The organism is Paraliobacillus zengyii, from assembly GCF_003268595.1.
GTDB lineage: Bacteria > Bacillota > Bacilli > Bacillales > Amphibacillaceae > Paraliobacillus_A > Paraliobacillus_A zengyii.
The window spans coordinates 1,217,863-1,235,315 of sequence record NZ_CP029797.1 but is presented as its reverse complement, the minus strand read 5'-3'; the positions used below and the strand labels follow the sequence as shown (position 1 = coordinate 1,235,315).

Genomic DNA, 17,453 nt, shown 5'->3' with positions numbered 1-17,453 from the left:
AGAAGCACATTAAATTATTGCTCTTATATCTTGCCAACCATAAACAAGTTCATTTAGCTTTTTTCCTAAAACTTCTATCTCTACAATATCAATCTTTTCAGCACCCAAAGACTCGTAAAATAAACGAGAATTGTTTTCTTCTAATACTAAAACAATCATAGAATATATATCGTTTTCTTTTAAATCTTCAATGATCGGTTCCAGCAGAAATTTTCCTAATCCTTTTCTTTGGTGAGCCTCTAATATATAAATTGCATATAATTCACTGTTGTAATTAGGGTATTTACCTGTTCTTTCTTTTCCGCCATTAGAGAAGCCAATTATTTCACCATTATCAGTTTCAGCTATATATACTGTTTGGTCAGAAATGATGTCTTTCCATTTCTGTTCTCTGCTTTCATATGTCATTTTGTTTAAATACTCATCCGGCACAATATTTTTATAAGTGGTTTTCCAACTGTCAACTTGCACTTTTGCAACGCCTCTCGAATCTTCTGGAACCGCTCTCCTTATATTCATATTACACCTCAATTCTTTAATTTCTTATTCAACTTTACTGCTTCGTTAGCTCAACAAGCAATAGGATCTGCGACGTCAACAGCACCATGTTCCACTAAAGCAGCCATTTGTTGAAGAAGCTAAAAGGTATAATTACTTTTGTAATTGAGTTAAAATCTGTTTCAAAACGTCATTTTGCGACATATCATTAGTAAATAGTGTTTCTCCCTGCACTCCGAGGTAATCGTTTGAATTCCACCAGTCACGTAAAGAGTCTTCTCCAAATTCCATCTTTTTGTCACGAGTGTTATGACGTGTGACCGTTTCTTCAAAGGATAAATCAAAATAATAAGTGTATGCTTCCTCTTGGTTATAGAACTGGATTAACTCATTCAGCATTTCACCATAACGGCTTTTATTTAGAATTCCTTCCACAATAACAAATTCACACTTACCTCTTCCGTATTCTGCAATTTGAAGAATCAAATCAATTGAAGGATTTCCATCCCTATCGTGAACTTTCAACATATCACGACGAACGACATCCTGAGAAACCAAAAGAGTTCCATGACCTAAATGATTTTGAAGGTTTTTCGCAGTCGTAGTTTTTCCACTCCCCGAATTGCCTCGTAAGATAATTAGCTTAGACTCCATAAAATTCCCTACCCTTTTTTTTATATCTTACTTTTAATACTTCAAATTAATAATCAATTTTTCCTTATTCAAGATAACTGCCTTATAGTGGAACAAGAGTACAAGTCCTTATTAAACGAAAGCACCCGTTAGCTTAACAACTCTTACTCTCCAAAAGGTATATCTTCATATTTAATATACTTATTCGGTTCTATTTCTTGATAAACTCTAACAAAATTTACGTTCAATATAGGATAAGGAATAAGTTCCTCTTCTACTGACTTTGCCATATCTTTTAGTTCTTGCTTTGTTAATCCATAACTTGTTTTTCCTAAGGTCATATGAGGAACAAAATTATCTAATTCAAAATAGCTCTCTATTAGTTCTTGTGAAGGAGCGACAGCATTAACTATTTTGCTATGTAATTCAAGAAGATTGTTTGATGATGCACTTAAGTATAGAATATCCTCTCCAAAAAACATTGGCTTTTCAAGTTTTAGATGGAATGAATTAGTTTCAGAACACACCTTTTTTACTTTACTTAACCACTTTAAATCTTTTGTTAATCCACCCTGGGCTTTTAAGGTTATATGAGGTTCAACTACTTCATCTGTATTGTTATTTCCCCATCTACTGCGAAACGCTGACACTTTGGACTTGTATTCAGCCATAGGAACAATACCAATAAAATACTTCAAACAATCAACTCCCGCTTGGTTTTCAGTTCTTTTACGTTACTGCTTCCGTACTTAGAGAAGAAAAGGCGAATACCTTGTTAAAGATTCCCACTCGATAGTTGAATACTGAAGGGAGTTATCTTTGGTTTGCTTTTGACATAGTTACTACACGAAAGACAAGATAAGAAAAGCCAATCAGACCAATAATTCCTATTAAGATTAGTAATTCAAATTCTTCCGAAAAAACCATCCCTATTATGAATAAACCAAAAAATATAATTGCGATTGCAATGTTAAATATGGTGTTATTTATCACTTTCAAATCACTCCTTCTATTCCATACGGACAAGCACTAAAAATGATTCCGAATGTAATATATTTAATAATCCTTATTTAACTAACCTGTCCGTTAGCTCAACAAACAATAGGTGCTGCGACATCAACATTTCCTTGTTCCACTAAACCCTCCGTTTACTTTAAGTAAACTACTTCACAAAAATTTGAATTTAGATTATATCTTTAAATTTTCAAAGTAATATAGCTCATTAATATAATGGAAAAAAATAGCGTTTCGAGGTTAATTATAAATGGATTCGGTTTTACCTTAGAAAACAACTTAACTCGTTTTATTAAACTTGTATCCAGTATTATAAATAAATAATAAAATAGCAGTAAACTGTATAAAAACATAAGACTTGCCATTAATATTTCGCTGCTATTCCAAAAAGTGATTCCCAAAAATAATGCCCAAATACACTTGAACACATTTGATAACCCTTCGAACGGATTAGATAAAGTTGCCATCATATAATCTGCTTGTTTATCTTTAATTGCCATATCATCATTTTGTTTTACAATGAATGTAATATGACCTGTTTGAAGTTCCATTGTAATCACTAACATAAGTAAATATGCTAACCCAAATATCGTGCCAACTTGTAGAAGTTCCGAATTAAGCAATTGATATAAAGCCAATGGTAAAGGAAGCCACATCGCATACATTAGTGCCATTAATATGTGCAAGAAGGCAAACTCATTATTTTTAACCATCTTTTGAAATGTAAAAGCAATAATCAAAAAAATTAAAATTCCTGCCCAGCCAATAATCATTGTAGATATTAACATATTAATCTCCTAAAAAAGTAAATAGATTTTTTTCTTGTTTCGCTAACCTGCTTCTATGGTTGAACAAGGGTGCAATTCTTTATTAAACGAAAGCACCCGTTTGTTGAAGATTTAATAATTTATTTTTATCCAACCTGTCTCTTTGGGGAAATCATTTCGGGATAGTTTTTTACCACTAATAAATTGTCTATACGAAGTTATTGTTCCATCGTGAGAAACTACATATATTCTATCTTACAAGTTTGTTTACACCATTTCAGGAATTTTTCTGCAATGACTTTAAACTCTTGTTCTGAAACCGTATTTATACCGTTAGACCAATATATATTTGATATGTTTTCTTCAATTTCACAATCTGAAAATTCATCTTTTATTTGTTCCTTCGAAAAAAGCTTATCACAAAGTAACGTCTTTCCATTAGATTTTTGAGGAAACATTCTCGGAGATACTAACGGACTTACTATTTTCCTGCACTCTATACCTTCACTCCAAAACTTTACAGTCTGTAAAGTTCTTCTACTAGGACTAATTATAATTACATCTGTTTGTGATAAAGGAAATTGTTTTCTAAGCGTTTTTGCTTGAATTATCCCTTCTTTAGTCAAAGCAGGGTCTGAAATATGTAAACTGTAAGGTGAATCTAAGGTATGTTCCCCTTGTCCGTGTCTAATAAATACTAGCTCCATTAAAAATCACCTCTATTAAAATAACACTCTTATTAAACATTACCGCCCGTTACTTTAAGTACATTAGTTCACATATTAATTTTAACATAAAATTACAATAATTATTCCAGTACATAAAAATAGGATCGCCATAATCGACGACCCCTTGTTTAACTCTTGCCTCCCGTTAGTGGAATAAGTATCTATCTATAATCTTTAATTCCATATTCAAACGCTTTTTTATCGTTATTTTCAACCCCATGCAAAGCCTCTTGTAAAGCGAATGTACTTTTGTAAAATTTCACACGTTCAGATATTTCATTTCCATTAGGATATAGGTTAATACACATATTAAAAAAATCTTTACCATAGCTGGAAAGTATTCCAGCAAAATCATACGCTGGGTCTCCTAAACTTGAACCACCAAAATCTATTATGCCTGAAATCCTACTTATTTCTGGATTCCATAGGATATTAGATGCTCCGAAATCCCCATGTATAAGTGTAGTTTTCACATCTAACCCTTTCCCGTTTATAAAATTTTTAAAAGATTGAGTTATTTCGTTTTTAGCTTCTTTTCTGATATAAGGAAATAGTTTATTTTGTATTTTATCAAATAGTTCAGACATTTCTTTACATGGATTGTTATCATCCAGTGTCAAAACATCAAGTGCTTTTTCCTTTGAAATAGAGTGCACTTCTCTAAGAAAACCGACGAGTTGTAATGCCAACCCTTTTATCAATTCAACACTTTTAATTTTTTCTAAGCTTCCCCTCCAAAAAGGAACTCCATCAATTAGGTTATATCCAGTAAAAACTTTTCCTGGCTCTAATTTATCAAAAGATTTATATATTGGGTGTGGGATTTGAATTGAAACGATATTTCTAATGTATTCTAAAATTTCAGTCTCTTTTTTTAATTGTATTATTCCTTTTTGGTATTTTGGAAATCTAAATACTATAGATTTGTTTATAATTAACACATCATTATTTTGTCCAATTTCATTAGGGTAATAGTCTTTAATAGAAAGGTCAGGATAAACCTGTTTAATACTTTCAATATAATTACTACTCATTGTGATACTTCCTTTTCAGTCTATTCTATTTTCTAATTCAAATCCTCATTAAATGGTATCCATAAATCGATTGTTGCACCTATCATCTAATTTTCTTTAATCATGGTAATGAACTCTGCAAAATCAGTATTGAACTTGTTCTGCTTTACAAACCCTATCTTTTCATATAAATGAATTGCTCTTTTATTAAATGTTGCAAAAGTTAACCTTATGTGAACCCCGTATTCCGTTCTTTTATGCCTTCTTCATTTAATTCATTATTATAAAAGTCATAGGGTTCTTCATATATCCAACTTATTGTCTGTCTTGCTAAATTTTCATCCATATCTTTAATGATAAAGTTCATACTTCTCCCTAATTTCATGGTTTAGTTTTGTTAGTATTAAAAGGTTATTCAACAAACCTGCCCGTTAATTGAATAAAAAACGCCTTTTCCATGTTGTACTAAAGCACCCGTTAGCAAAATAATTTTTTATAAATAACCTTTCAGCCTAATTACTTTCCCATCAACTTCTGGACCAATTTCTTCCATTCCGATTGTATGATAGAACTTAATCGCAGTAGTATTTGATGGGGAAACTCTTAGATGATACTCACTAACTTTATTGTTTAAAAAGACTTTTTTTGCATAATCGTGTAATTCTTTGCCTTTACCAAGCCCACGCATTTCGGGTATTAAATAATACAAATTTACATAACCAATGGCAATACCTTCATAAGCACGAATTGTTAACTCCAGTTGTCCTATATATTTTCCGTCTTCTTCAACTAAAACAAAACCTTCAGGAAAATCTTTTATTTTTTTATCTAACCAACGTAGATAATCCTCTTCTTCACCAAATCCAGATGTATCACCAAAACTTACTTTAAATGAGCCTTTTCGAAATTCAACTACTGTATCTCGATGTTTCTTTATATCAATTTCCTCAAAGTTGATTTTAATCACTCCTTGTAAAATCAATTAACTTGTTCCACAAACCTCCGACTAGCATCCCAACAGGAGCAACAGCTTGTTCAACTATTGCTCACGTTAGTTTAAGTGTATAGATTCACAACTACCTGTTAAATGTAATATCTTTCTCAAAAAACACTCGCAAAAACGTAATTTTTCAATATACAAATTAATTTTTAATGTTAAGCCACTCTACTCCATCTTTGAGATTTTCTGCAATATATTCAATTTTTATATCTCTTATTTTGTCATAGTGTTCATTTAATGCTGATTGACCTGCCCCTGTTTTTACAAGTATCTTAATGCATTTGACTTTAGAACCAGCTAACATATCACTCCATCTGTCCCCAATGACTACACAATTTTCCAAGTTTAAATTATATTTTTTTGCACCGTTGATAAGCATACCTGTATTTGGCTTTCTGCAAATGCAACCTTCACTATGGCTATGTGGACAGATAAAAACATCATCGAAACCAAATCTAATTAGTTCCTCAGTAAAGTCCTGTATAGTTACTTTCCTTTCTGAAATCCCTGGTTGATTGGTAAATGAGAATAATTTTACACCAGCTTTCTTTAGTTCATCTATCAAATTTTGTGAGTATGGAAATAATTCAAATGTTCCTGGATAGTGTACAGTGTCATCTCCTCCAATTGTTCCATCTCTGTCTAAAAATATAGCTTCTATTTTCCGTTCATTTTTCATTAGCTCTTGTCCCCCTGTACATGTACTTACTAAATATTCACAAAAAAATTTAAAGGTCTTTTGATTTATGCGTCTTATTGAAGTAAAGCACCCGGTTAGCTTAAGTACATCATTTAACAATTTTCGATTAAGAAATTACCCAGCCGAATCCTGTTCATCTTCTTTTTTTAAAAAAATGAATGAGGGATTTTATGAAAATTACAGATCCTGAAAAGCTTAAATATATTTTCCGACAAGCAAAAGCAACAATAGAAATCGAGGGAAATATAATTAGTCAAGAATCAGAGAAAATTATAAAAGCTGTTCTTTCTGGTAAAATGAAAAGAGAAGAACTTATAGAAAGACATAAAATTAATAAACATGGTAGCATAGTCTTTTAATATTAGTATTTTCAAAAAATTAAAACACAAATTAACCTTCTTAATTTGTATTTTTATCCCTAAATATAAATAACTCAAAAAACAAAACATTTACAACTGTTACTACACCGATTGTAATAAAACTACTAACTTTAGGTAAGTCTAATGTATATATCATAAGTACAAGAATAATAAGTATTAGCAACCCCTGTAGATAATTCTTTTTTCTCTTTGTCATAATTATTACCTACTTTCTTTCATAATCTTGTTCCATAATTGTTGATAATAGAAACGTAAAATAAGTTTTATTAACTAAATGGAAAATTTTTGAATAAGCAAAGACTTCCAGCAAATACAAAACCTAGACCCAAGAAAGTTATCGTTAATGTTAAGCCGCAAGCAATAAATATCACACTCGATATAATGCATAATTTTCCATACGCCTTTCACAAAAACCCCTCCTTCTGAGCCATAACTTAAGCTACTGTTCTTGCACTAACGCACCAGTTAGCTTAACAACTTAATTTATTTCTTTACCCATTATTACTTGTAAATTATCTTCTGAAATAACAGGAGCATCTTTTTTAATCAATTTCCAACCTTTTCTCCCATATAAATTTATTGCTGGACTGTTATCAATACCCGTTGTTAGTACAGAAGTTTTATGCTTATTCCTCTCTAATATCGCATCGTGTAATTTGCTTCCTATTCCAGAACGTTTATAGGAAGGACTTACTGCTATTTCAACAAATTCAAAACAATAATTTAACCAGATATTGATTTCTTTTTTTGATAACTGTTCAGCAATTTTTTGTCTATAAAACTGTTCTGGTAAACTTGTATAGCCATATGTAAAGCCTACAATATTTCCTTTGTCATCTACTGCTTTAAAACCTTTAAACCCTTCATAACTCGTGTGCTTTTTAATGTTTTTTATTGCATTTTCTTTATCTTCAAGTGAATAGTTTATTGTTGTTGAAAAAGTAACACAATAAAGCTCTCCAATTGCTTCCAAGTCAGAGTAATTGTCGCAAAACCGAATAATGTTAATATTTTCTTCCACCAAATTATCCCCCTTGAATCAACATCTATAAAATAACCCCTCTTTAACTAACCTGCCCGTTACTTTAAGTACTTTAGTTCACATATTAATTTTAACATAAAATTACAATAATTATTCCGGTACATAAAAATAGGATCGTCATAATCGACGACCCGTTGTTTAAACCTTGCATCCGTTAGTTCAATAAAAAATTAGCCCAAATCGTTTCTTCCACTAAAAAATATTCTTCGTGAGAACACACAGCTAATATACATTTATCATTATGATAAAACATTAAATCTTCTGGTAGTTCACCAATCCAATCAAAAAGAGAATTACTACGTTCTTTCAGAAATTGAGTTGTAGCATTATTCATTTGAAAATAGAAAACGTAAGCTGTGTCTTCAAGAAGTCTTGTGGTTTCCCACTCTTTTTGTATTCGTCTTTCAATTAAATGCCATTTTTCACAACCCGATCCATAGTTTTCTATAAATCCATATTTCTAACCTTTTTTGGATTATAGACTTGCAACCACTTTTCGGACTCATTTACCATCCAATTTCCCATATCATCTAAAAAATCAATAATTTCATTTGGATTTTCTACTGGGTTAATAGCATATTTAAGGGCTAGTTTCATTTCAGATTCTTTTTCTGGATAGTGTTCAGAGAATATCCTATATGCTGGGTATAAATCTCTTGTATATTTGTTTTCTTCCTCTATCACAAGTGCAAGTCCTGCCCTAACTATGATTTTCATAATCCATCCACAACAATCCAAAATATCTTCAATATCCTCATTACCATCAAGGTCTTCTTTTGCTTGTTGAATTTGATTCTTTATATTCATTAGATGTTCGTTACCAAGTGTTTTATCTACTTTATAATTAGGTAAATGGACGCTTAAATCTTCTCCATATACACAAATACTATGTGTTTTAATCATAAAAGGTATAATAGAGAAGTTATTTGTTTCTAAAACATCTTTTATGTAATAGAAACTAAGTTCCACTCCATTTACTAAGTTGTATTTCTTGTTTAATTCTTGTTCAACCTTGTCTACCCATTTCAAGTCTATATCATTGGTTTCTTTATTTGTAATGGCTATTGTATCTAAATCTGAAACACTATCTATACCTAACCCACGAGGAATGGACCCTCTAATATAAATACTATGTAGGTCTTCTCCTAAGTGAGTTTTATATTTTTCTACTGCTTTTTGAATCACCTTATAAAATTCAGGTTTAATTTTGTTTAGACTCGAATCATTTATTATAAATCCTTTAATATCCGTCGGACAAAAGCACCCAATATTTTTAATTTGTGTCTACGTAACTCTCCTTTTATTTGTTCCTGTTAAACCTGCCCTGTAATGGAACAAGGGTGCAAATCCTTATTGAAGATAAGCTCACCATTAGCTTAAATAGAATAGGTAGTTATTTTAAATGTTTCGTACAGTTATACAAAATACAATCCCATTTTTCTTCTCTATTTTTTAAAATAGTAATAGATGTATTATCAATATAAGTCTTTTGGAATTTTTGTGGCAGTAATCTTTGTAATGTTAAACCGATTAAAGCACCGTGACTCACTACCAAAATTCGTTTCCCTTTATATGTACAAACTATATCCTCTAAAAAATCTCTTCCTCTGTTAGATACATCTGCGAACTTTTCCATTCCTAGATCTATATTACGCCACTCACTACCCCATTTTCTGATTCTTTGTTCTTCCGTAGTTCCTTCAATTTGTCCACAATTTATTTCTCGTACCCTTTTATCAATATGACTACTGGGCAAGCCAATTTTTGTACCAATAATGTTCGCTGTTTCAATTGCCCTTGATAAGTCACTCGTAATAATCATATCCCACTGTTCTTCAAGAAGAAGCCTATCACCAATGTCAGAGGCTTGCTTTCTGCCAATTTCATTTAAGGGAATATCACTTACACCTTGAGCCTTACCCAAGGAGTTCCATTCAGTTATTCCGTGCCTAATTAGTCCTATCGTTATCATTGTGCCACCCTTTTCTTAACTATCTGTTCTTCAGCTATCCTGCCCTTTAGTACAACAAGTAATAGGAGCTGCGACATCAACAATGCTTGTTCCACTATTGCACCCGTTAGTTGAATGTTTCTATCCATTTAATCTCAAAAGTTCAGCGATAATATCGGAGCTACCTGGTGTAAATAAAAAGATTGATAAACCAATTAACATAAATCCTATAACCCCTGAAAATATAACTTTCTTTTTAAACAAAGAACTATACTTAACCGCCTGGATAACTGCACCTACAATGAAGAAAATTCCTATGAAAAGAATTATAAAATAATAAAATCCCACAACATCACCCCATTTTTAATATTGTTTTGTTACCATATAAATCCATAACCCTTATTAAAGATTACTGCCCGTTACTTTAAGTACTTTAGTTCACATATTAATTTTAACATAAAATTACAATAATTATTCCGGTACATAAAAATAGGATCGTCATAATCGACGACCCCTTGTTTAACTCTTGCACCTGTTAGCACAAGAAGAAGTTTGCAACCATTTCAAAGCAAATTTAATAATTCTTCTGGAACTAACAGTATTTTTTCATTTTTAAAATCGCTAATTGGCTTCCAATACACTTTAAAGGGCACCCCATTATCTTCGCATCCAAAAAAAGAAGGTTTCTCATAAAAGGACTTGTCAACAAATTCTGCATCATATACAAAGACTATTTCATATCCAAGGTCCCCGTTATATGTAAATATATTTTCAATTGCACCTGAAAATTTTACGTCTGTAATGTTTGCACCAATTTCTTCTAGAACCTCTCTCTTTAACTCATTAGAACTTGTCTCCCCGTATTCTATCCCCCCACCAATTGGTCGATAATAATACTAAAGAACTTTATTTCTTTAAACTATCCAATAAGATATATCCAAAAACAACGCCAGCGATTATTTGAAATGTTGGACTTTCAAGCATATTTATCTCTGGTAATTTAATCGATATAGCAAATGGTAAAAAAGACATTGCTATTATATAAAAAGATGGTAATCCAATCCCAATAAACTTTACCCAATCAAATGTCCATTGTTTATTCTGTTTAATTTCAATTATCAACTTTGGTAATCTTAGTAAGAGTCCAATAAGAACTGGAAATATAGTTCCATATATTACAACAGGCATTATTTTATAGTCCATAATGGATTCATCTGCAAATCTAACCTGAAATAAACTTCCTAAATAAATAATAAATCCAATAACAACTGTCGAACCAAAGTAATAAAAAAACCTTTTAATAAAGCAACCCCCCATTGAAAATGATTTACTTATATATACGAATATAATTACTTTAATATTTCAATATCCAGCAAACTTATCTTATTACACTAAAATGCCTTTTTCCTTCCTAAACTAAAGCACCCTTTAGCACAATAATAATAACCTAAAATTCTTGGTTTGATTTCCTATATCCATAAAAGGTACGATAACCCAGTTCTTCATAAAACGAGCGAGATGAGCTATTAGCAAGTAATTCAATCCTTGTATTTGGATATAAATTGTGTAAAAAAAAGAGTATTTCTTTTCCCAATCCAAATCCCCTATACTTTTTATCTATTAGCAATTCACAAATAAATAGACTTATACGAGTATCAGTAAAACCTCTTACATAGCCGACTACACCTTCACCCTCTGTTTCTACAACATAAGATACATTTGAATTTTTCCACGCTTCTTTGGTATTCAATTGATTCTCTACTAAATTAGTCCATCCTTCTTCTTTGTTTAAATCGTGTATTTTACTAAAGTCTTTTTCTTCATATGCTCGAAGAATTGCCTTTTTGTTCATTTTCAAATCTATTTCCAATATAAAATTCCTTTCATTGCAAAAATTATCTTTCTTATTAAACTATCTATCTAACTACTTTTATTACACATAACTGCTTCGTTAATTGAATAAAAAATGCCTTTTCATGTTGTACTAAAGCACCCATTACGTTATAAAATTTCACAGCGTTCATCAATCTATATTATTTATTTTCAGTATCTTTGTTAACACCCATTTCAGTGGAAAGGGCAATAGCAATACCTAAAATAATATAAAATGTGGATTGTGACTTAAAGAAAGAGAATTTCCCAAATGATAAAGCAATTATTAGCCAAACAACACCTACGGCTAAGAATATTAAACTTGATACAAAACAAATTTTCCTCCATTTGGACATTACTTCCCATCTTTTCAACATACTTTTGTATAATCCTCCCGGTTAAGAATCTCAATAATATGAACGCTATTAAAATTCCGATGATATAACTACTCAATCTATTAATATATATAAAATCAAGTTCCCCTTTTTTTGAAAAATCTAAAAAAACCCTTCTCTCCTTTACTTGAATAAGTAAAAACTACTTATCGAGATTACTTCTTCTTGCTAAATTTGAAAATGAAAATTGTTATATAGAAAACAACTATCATTAAATACAACAAAAATTGCATAAGCAAAAAAAACTGTAAAGAAAGAATTGCTATATGCTACTAACTTTATGTTATTTGATTGCTTACTATTGGTTTGCAATCTATCTCTCCCCTAATTAAAATTATACGAAATAAAGCCTGTATCTCTTGTTCCAGATAAGCACCCTTTAACTTAACAATTTTATTCTTCTGCTTGTTTTTGAAATTTCCTAATACCAATTAGTAAACAAATCAAACTTATTATCCATGTAATCCCTACAAAACTTAAACGTATCCTAACCTCGTCATATATTATTGATTGTGGAAGTTCTGGAATTGTCGGTGGACTTATCGTGTTAAAAAACAAATAACCTGATAATGCAAGAACTACAAAATGGATTATCAGCCATACATAAGGTGATTTACTATTTTTTTGTTTTAACATCATAAAAATAAGCAATAAAGTTGTTACTGCGATTACGATAAAAAAGCCACTTTTTATCGGTTCAAATAATGGTTCAAACAAACCTTTGGGCAACACATACATAATAAAACCTCCGTTTGTCTTTCCTATAAGATACATCTTAGCAAAAAGTATATTTTAAAATTTTGGTTGTTAAACTCTTCTGCTGCTATAGTGGAACAATTGAACAATGATTTTTCATCTCAACGACGTCAATCGCTAAGAAATAAACCCGTTTCTTTTTTCTTAAATACTCCTACCAAAAGCATAATTAGTCCTGTGATGAAACCAATCGGAAACAATATCAAAATTGCACTAGGTATTGCCCATCCATCCTCAAAAATAAACGCATATGTTAAACCAATTGTAAAAGATAAGAATGGTGAAATTGCTACCATAAGAGAAATACCCCAAACAATGTATTTTCTTTTTTAGACTTATTTTTGCTTAGATTATAAGCTACAAGTGCTCCTATAAAAGAAACTCCATATCCTACAACAAATGCCATTACAACACTCCTTTCTTTATTTTAATTTCACAATATCCTTGTTAAACTATCGCACTCTATACTTTAAAATGGATCGTCTTTCAAATTGTCTAATCCCGTTCTATTAGTTAAGATTTAAACTTTTTTCTTCTATTTTCACCTTTAATAGTAGTACCATATTATCTTGTTTAATCATTTCATTTACTGCATCCTCATCTTGTAAATCAACCGTACGAATTGAGTTCCTTTCTGTTTCCCTATATACTGCTAAGATTTTTGTTTTACCAATTTCTAACTCTACTTCCTCATTTCCGATTGCATAATCCCAATTGATAAAAATATCAGTCTTAGGGGTTTTTTCAATTATTGATGGATGATTTCTTACATCAGGTCCAAAAAGAAAAACTAAAGTATCTTCTGATTTTGTGTTTATCATCCCGAACCCCAAATGCCCATCTTCAACTTCATTTGGACTGTTACCGTAAGATAATTTCGTTAATGGTTGAGATTCTTTTTCTCCATCAATATATCTTTCCACCCAAAGATCTACCCAACTGTTATCCGCATTAGGCAATGTGAAATCAAAATCAAATACTATTCCTAAATCTAAATCTTCAAAGGTATTCACATATTCAGAATCGGCATTAATAGAAATAGTGGCTACCTTATCACTTGTATTAGTGCATCCAGTGCTTACTATTAAGATAAAAGATAAAATAGAACTTATCATGAAAAAGTTTTTTTTCAAAGTTCCTCCCCCAGTCTTAAATTGATTTTAATACTTAGTCGTATTTTTAATAACAACTGCTTATTCCACATTACTGCCAGTTAGTGATACAACAGTACCAAAGGCTTCTTCTATTGCAACCGTTACTTTAAGTACATCATTTCACAATCCACTTCCAAACTTCATCCAATTTGTCAGAGTAAAAATCAATGGCTTTTTTATAACTTATTATTTCTTCATCATTTGTTGTATCTATCAAGACTTTTATTAATAACTCCATAGCCTTTTCTTGGTTTTTTAAATTGTATAAGGTCATCGCATAGAATACTTGAATTGCTTTATTGTTTGGGAACAAATCAATTCCTCTTACAAATGTGTTCTCAGATTTCTGGTATTCTCCTAATGTCCTATATGTACTACCTAATTTTAATATTGCCCCTTCTAACTCCTCAGAGGATAGTCCTAAGTTGATTGCATTTTCGTAAAAGGGAACTGCTTTCGATTCTTCTCCTAATAAATCAAAACTCCAAGCACAATGATAGGTAATTGATGCATTATCAGGAAACTCCTTGACCAATTTTTTAAATAGTTCGTTAGATTCCTCCTGTTTTCCATTTTTTCGCAATTTAATACCGTTTTCTAAGTTTAATTCCACTTCAACATCTCCAATACTATTTCTGTTCCACTAACCTGCTTCTTTAACACAATAAGAAGCTATCGCAATCGACAACCCCATTTTTAATTATTGGATCCTTTACTTTAAGCACAATTTTTCATAAAGTAGTTGATTGATTTAAATTTACTTTAAATACATCAATTCTATCGTACTTATCATCAGAAACAGTTTCAATATAGGTCCATCCTCGATTCCTATAATAGTCTGCTGCATCTTCTGTTCTTAAATAAAGTTCATTAAATCCTAATTCTTTGACTACATCTATGGTTTTGGCTACTAATTTTTGTCCTACACTTCTCCCACGATACTCAGGTTTTGTATATAGAGATGCAAGCCAAGGTTTATACATGTCTCTTATCTTTAAATCGTTTTCAAAGATTGATACAGTTCCTAAACATTCTCCGTTCTCTAAAGCAACCAAGGTTATCGGAAATGCATTGTTCTTTGTTGTTGAAAAGTGTTTAACAACTTCTTCAAATTTCATACTACTACCTGTCTTCATTACAAATTCCTTGAAAATCATCTCAGAAACTTCTTTTATTTTATTGGGATGGTTTGATAAAAAATCAATATTCACACTAATCCCCCTTATTGTATTGATATGTGCATTTTTTATATTTTAACAAGAAATAACGAATTATTGTGCTGTTTTTAACATATTTGGAAATAATTTTTCTATGAGTTGCAAAATACATTGGAGATCTAGCTGGGAACTAACTAAAGCCTGGAAATCATACAAAGTTAAAAAACACATTGAATTTTTTTACTCGGTCATGAAATAAAGAATTACCACTTTATCGTTATACAAAAATTGGTATTTAAATCGATTATTGTTCTATCATTGTGTTAAGAGTCTTGTACGCGTATAATCTAAAAGGGTACAAATCTAAAAAAAGGTATGATTAAATGGATAAACAACAAAAGAAAGAAATTGCATCCCAACAAGCGTTGGCAAAAAAGTTAAAAAAGGCTGAAATTGAGGCCAGAAAAAAAGCAATTAAGAACAGAAAACCGTTTAAAGGGTTACAGATTAGACCGACAGTATCGCTCTTTGATGAAGAAGGCAAAGAGGAAGCCGGTGAGAATAACTGGAAAAGATTCGGAATTGATATTCATCCACATGTGACGATTTATTCATCGATTATTTTGATTCTCTTCATTTCTTTAACCTTACTATTCCCCAGTACTGCAGCGGAATTATTCGATAATATTTTAAATAGCGTTACTAAAAATACTGGTTGGTTCATGATCTTAGCTGCTAATATATTTATTGTTGCCGCGCTATATTTTGCTTTCGGGCGATATGGAAAAATCGTCTTAGGTGGAAAGGGCGCAAAACCGGAATTCTCAAAATTCTCTTGGTATGCCATGCTCCTTAGTGCTGGTATGGGAATTGGACTATTATTTTGGAGTGTCGCAGAACCGATCAAGCATTTCGGGACACCTTCTCCCATGTTTGGTGGTATTGAGCCGAATTCAGCTGCTGCTGCACAGGCAGCTATGGCGAATACCTTCTTCCATTGGGGAATACATCCTTGGGCAATTTATGCCATCGTTGGTTTAGGACTAGCGTTCTTTTCCTATAATAGAGGGCTCCCCTTGACGATCCGGTCATTATTTTATCCACTGATCGGAAACAAGATTTACGGGTTATGGGGGAATATGATTGATATCCTTTCCGTTTTAGCGACCCTTATGGGACTTGCTACCTCACTAGGACTTGGTGTTTCTCAAGTGAATGCTGGATTAAATCATCTGTTTAATATTGATATTAGCATCACTAATCAAGTTATCCTGATTCTCATTATCACTGGTTTAGCAACAGTATCCGTTTTAATGGGTCTTGATGGTGGTGTTAAAAAACTTAGTGAAATTAACATGATTTTAGCAGGAATCTTCCTGGTATTTGTTCTCATTGCTGGACCTACTGTCTATATTTTAAGTGGATTCACGCAAAATATTGGTTACTATATGTCAAACCTGCTTGAAATGAGCTTATGGACGGAGACCTTTAGAGCTACTAATTGGCAAGGTGGTTGGACTGTTTTCTATTGGGCTTGGTGGATTTCATGGTCACCATTTGTCGGTATGTTTATCGCAAGGATTTCCAAAGGGAGAACGGTAAGGGAGTTTATTGTCGGTGTTATCTTTATCCCTACTTCTATTTCGTTTCTTTGGATGTCAGTATTTGGTGGAACAGCTATTTTCCAAGAAATGAATGGTATTGGTGCAATATCAACATTTGTTCAACAAGATGAGGCTTTAGCACTCTTTGCCCTGTTAGATAATTTACCATTAGCAAGTATTCTTTCCGTGATTGGAATTATCCTTGTTACGGTGTTTTTCGTTACTTCTTCCGATTCAGGTTCTCTAGTTGTTGATAACCTTACTTCAGGTGGGAAACTAAATTCACCAGTGCCACAGCGTGTATTCTGGGCTGTTATGGAAGGTGTTATAGCTGCCACACTACTTGTTGGTGGTGGACTCACAGCGTTACAAACTGCTTCGATCATTACAGGGCTACCGTTTACCATTATTCTTATCTTAATGATATACTCGCTCAACATGGGGCTCAAACAGGAGTATGAAATAGAAACATCGGTTGACGTGGCATTGCAACAAGTCACCGATGACCATACCATCAATGAAGTAATTACTTCAACAGTCCATAATGATGCACTGCGTGATATTGTAACAGAAGAAAAAAAGGAAGACACGATAACAACGGACGAAGAGAAGAAAGAATAGTTATTTTTATCACAATAGACCACAGCAATTGCTGTGGTCTATTGTTTGATTTTACAAAGCAATTATGGTAGGCCTAAGAGAAGATAAACGTGCAATTTATGACTTTATTGCACAAACGCATGTTACAATAAACCTACCAATAAAAACTAAATATTGAAAGCTAACACG

The 17,453-nt window shown here is 31.9% G+C and carries 26 protein-coding genes; 2 read left to right on the top strand and 24 right to left on the bottom strand.

The window, feature by feature from the left end:
* Window positions 1–9: 9 nt before the first annotated feature.
* The 10 genes from DM447_RS06215 to DM447_RS06170 all read right to left on the bottom strand — a co-directional run bounded on the left by DM447_RS06215 (window position 10) and on the right by DM447_RS06170 (window position 6,332).
* Entirely contained in the window at window positions 10–519 is a 510-nt protein-coding gene (locus DM447_RS06215; protein WP_112180389.1) for a GNAT family N-acetyltransferase, read from the bottom strand.
* Between the two features lie 132 nt (window positions 520–651).
* Complete coding sequence (locus DM447_RS06210) at window positions 652–1,152, bottom strand: kinase (protein ID WP_112180388.1); 501 nt, start codon at window positions 1,150–1,152, stop codon at window positions 652–654.
* 143 nt (window positions 1,153–1,295) lie between these two features.
* Window positions 1,296–1,829 carry a 2'-5' RNA ligase family protein gene (locus DM447_RS06205; protein ID WP_199286613.1) on the bottom strand — a complete coding sequence of 178 codons (534 nt, stop codon included), beginning with the start codon at window positions 1,827–1,829 and terminating at the stop codon, window positions 1,296–1,298.
* A 115-nt stretch (window positions 1,830–1,944) separates the two neighbouring features.
* A complete protein-coding gene (locus tag DM447_RS06200) occupies window positions 1,945–2,124 on the bottom strand; it encodes a hypothetical protein (protein WP_112180387.1) in 180 nt (59 codons plus the stop codon).
* A gap of 203 nt (window positions 2,125–2,327) precedes the next feature.
* Complete coding sequence (locus tag DM447_RS06195) at window positions 2,328–2,933, bottom strand: hypothetical protein (protein WP_112180386.1); 606 nt, start codon at window positions 2,931–2,933, stop codon at window positions 2,328–2,330.
* A gap of 218 nt (window positions 2,934–3,151) precedes the next feature.
* Window positions 3,152–3,619, bottom strand: a complete 468-nt coding sequence (locus DM447_RS06190) for a histidine phosphatase family protein (protein ID WP_232824175.1) — start codon at window positions 3,617–3,619, stop codon at window positions 3,152–3,154.
* Between the two features lie 182 nt (window positions 3,620–3,801).
* Window positions 3,802–4,674, bottom strand: coding sequence for a phosphotransferase family protein (locus DM447_RS06185; RefSeq protein ID WP_112180385.1), 873 nt, complete (start codon window positions 4,672–4,674; stop codon window positions 3,802–3,804).
* Window positions 4,675–4,882: 208 nt separating this feature from the next.
* Window positions 4,883–5,020 carry a hypothetical protein gene (locus DM447_RS18735; protein WP_332871743.1) on the bottom strand — a complete coding sequence of 46 codons (138 nt, stop codon included), beginning with the start codon at window positions 5,018–5,020 and terminating at the stop codon, window positions 4,883–4,885.
* Between the two features lie 126 nt (window positions 5,021–5,146).
* Window positions 5,147–5,620 carry a GNAT family N-acetyltransferase gene (locus DM447_RS06175; protein ID WP_338418771.1) on the bottom strand — a complete coding sequence of 158 codons (474 nt, stop codon included), beginning with the start codon at window positions 5,618–5,620 and terminating at the stop codon, window positions 5,147–5,149.
* Window positions 5,621–5,795: 175 nt separating this feature from the next.
* Complete coding sequence (locus tag DM447_RS06170) at window positions 5,796–6,332, bottom strand: HAD-IIIA family hydrolase (RefSeq protein WP_112180384.1); 537 nt, start codon at window positions 6,330–6,332, stop codon at window positions 5,796–5,798.
* Window positions 6,333–6,523: 191 nt separating this feature from the next.
* On the opposite strand from DM447_RS06170, the gene DM447_RS06165 reads away from it, so the two are divergent.
* A complete protein-coding gene (locus tag DM447_RS06165) occupies window positions 6,524–6,712 on the top strand; it encodes a hypothetical protein (RefSeq protein WP_112180383.1) in 189 nt (62 codons plus the stop codon).
* 499 nt (window positions 6,713–7,211) lie between these two features.
* Here the strand turns inward: DM447_RS06165 and DM447_RS06160 are convergent, their stop codons facing one another.
* The 14 genes from DM447_RS06160 to DM447_RS06105 all read right to left on the bottom strand — a co-directional run bounded on the left by DM447_RS06160 (window position 7,212) and on the right by DM447_RS06105 (window position 15,114).
* Window positions 7,212–7,754 (bottom strand): GNAT family N-acetyltransferase, encoded by a 543-nt coding sequence (locus DM447_RS06160; protein WP_157967351.1) that lies wholly within the window; start codon window positions 7,752–7,754, stop codon window positions 7,212–7,214.
* A 175-nt stretch (window positions 7,755–7,929) separates the two neighbouring features.
* Window positions 7,930–8,109 (bottom strand): hypothetical protein, encoded by a 180-nt coding sequence (locus DM447_RS18305; protein WP_162632599.1) that lies wholly within the window; start codon window positions 8,107–8,109, stop codon window positions 7,930–7,932.
* A 110-nt stretch (window positions 8,110–8,219) separates the two neighbouring features.
* Window positions 8,220–9,053, bottom strand: a complete 834-nt coding sequence (locus DM447_RS06155) for a nucleotidyltransferase (RefSeq protein ID WP_112180381.1) — start codon at window positions 9,051–9,053, stop codon at window positions 8,220–8,222.
* Between the two features lie 115 nt (window positions 9,054–9,168).
* Complete coding sequence (locus tag DM447_RS06150) at window positions 9,169–9,747, bottom strand: histidine phosphatase family protein (protein ID WP_112180380.1); 579 nt, start codon at window positions 9,745–9,747, stop codon at window positions 9,169–9,171.
* On the bottom strand, window positions 9,744–9,875 hold the full coding sequence (locus DM447_RS18640; protein ID WP_277871500.1) for a hypothetical protein: 132 nt from the start codon (window positions 9,873–9,875) through the stop codon (window positions 9,744–9,746). Before DM447_RS18640 ends, DM447_RS06150 begins: the two co-directional genes overlap by 4 nt.
* On the bottom strand, window positions 9,868–10,074 hold the full coding sequence (locus tag DM447_RS06145) for a hypothetical protein (protein ID WP_112180379.1): 207 nt from the start codon (window positions 10,072–10,074) through the stop codon (window positions 9,868–9,870). The genes DM447_RS18640 and DM447_RS06145 overlap by 8 nt, the downstream gene beginning before the upstream one ends.
* Before the next feature lie 558 nt (window positions 10,075–10,632).
* Window positions 10,633–11,043: a hypothetical protein gene (locus tag DM447_RS06140; protein ID WP_112180378.1), complete on the bottom strand. Its 411-nt coding sequence runs from the start codon at window positions 11,041–11,043 to the stop codon at window positions 10,633–10,635.
* A 130-nt stretch (window positions 11,044–11,173) separates the two neighbouring features.
* Window positions 11,174–11,596 (bottom strand): GNAT family N-acetyltransferase, encoded by a 423-nt coding sequence (locus tag DM447_RS06135; protein WP_232824173.1) that lies wholly within the window; start codon window positions 11,594–11,596, stop codon window positions 11,174–11,176.
* A gap of 163 nt (window positions 11,597–11,759) precedes the next feature.
* Window positions 11,760–11,975 (bottom strand): hypothetical protein, encoded by a 216-nt coding sequence (locus tag DM447_RS06130; RefSeq protein WP_112180377.1) that lies wholly within the window; start codon window positions 11,973–11,975, stop codon window positions 11,760–11,762.
* A 411-nt stretch (window positions 11,976–12,386) separates the two neighbouring features.
* On the bottom strand, window positions 12,387–12,731 hold the full coding sequence (locus tag DM447_RS06125) for a hypothetical protein (RefSeq protein WP_112180376.1): 345 nt from the start codon (window positions 12,729–12,731) through the stop codon (window positions 12,387–12,389).
* 128 nt (window positions 12,732–12,859) lie between these two features.
* A complete protein-coding gene (locus DM447_RS06120) occupies window positions 12,860–13,045 on the bottom strand; it encodes a hypothetical protein (protein ID WP_112180375.1) in 186 nt (61 codons plus the stop codon).
* A 213-nt stretch (window positions 13,046–13,258) separates the two neighbouring features.
* Complete coding sequence (locus tag DM447_RS06115) at window positions 13,259–13,882, bottom strand: hypothetical protein (RefSeq protein ID WP_112180374.1); 624 nt, start codon at window positions 13,880–13,882, stop codon at window positions 13,259–13,261.
* A gap of 136 nt (window positions 13,883–14,018) precedes the next feature.
* Window positions 14,019–14,516 (bottom strand): tetratricopeptide repeat protein, encoded by a 498-nt coding sequence (locus DM447_RS06110; protein WP_112180373.1) that lies wholly within the window; start codon window positions 14,514–14,516, stop codon window positions 14,019–14,021.
* Between the two features lie 118 nt (window positions 14,517–14,634).
* Complete coding sequence (locus DM447_RS06105; RefSeq protein ID WP_112180372.1) at window positions 14,635–15,114, bottom strand: GNAT family N-acetyltransferase; 480 nt, start codon at window positions 15,112–15,114, stop codon at window positions 14,635–14,637.
* Between the two features lie 329 nt (window positions 15,115–15,443).
* On the opposite strand from DM447_RS06105, the gene DM447_RS06100 reads away from it, so the two are divergent.
* Window positions 15,444–17,285: a BCCT family transporter gene (locus tag DM447_RS06100; protein WP_112180371.1), complete on the top strand. Its 1,842-nt coding sequence runs from the start codon at window positions 15,444–15,446 to the stop codon at window positions 17,283–17,285.
* Window positions 17,286–17,453 lie beyond the last annotated feature (168 nt).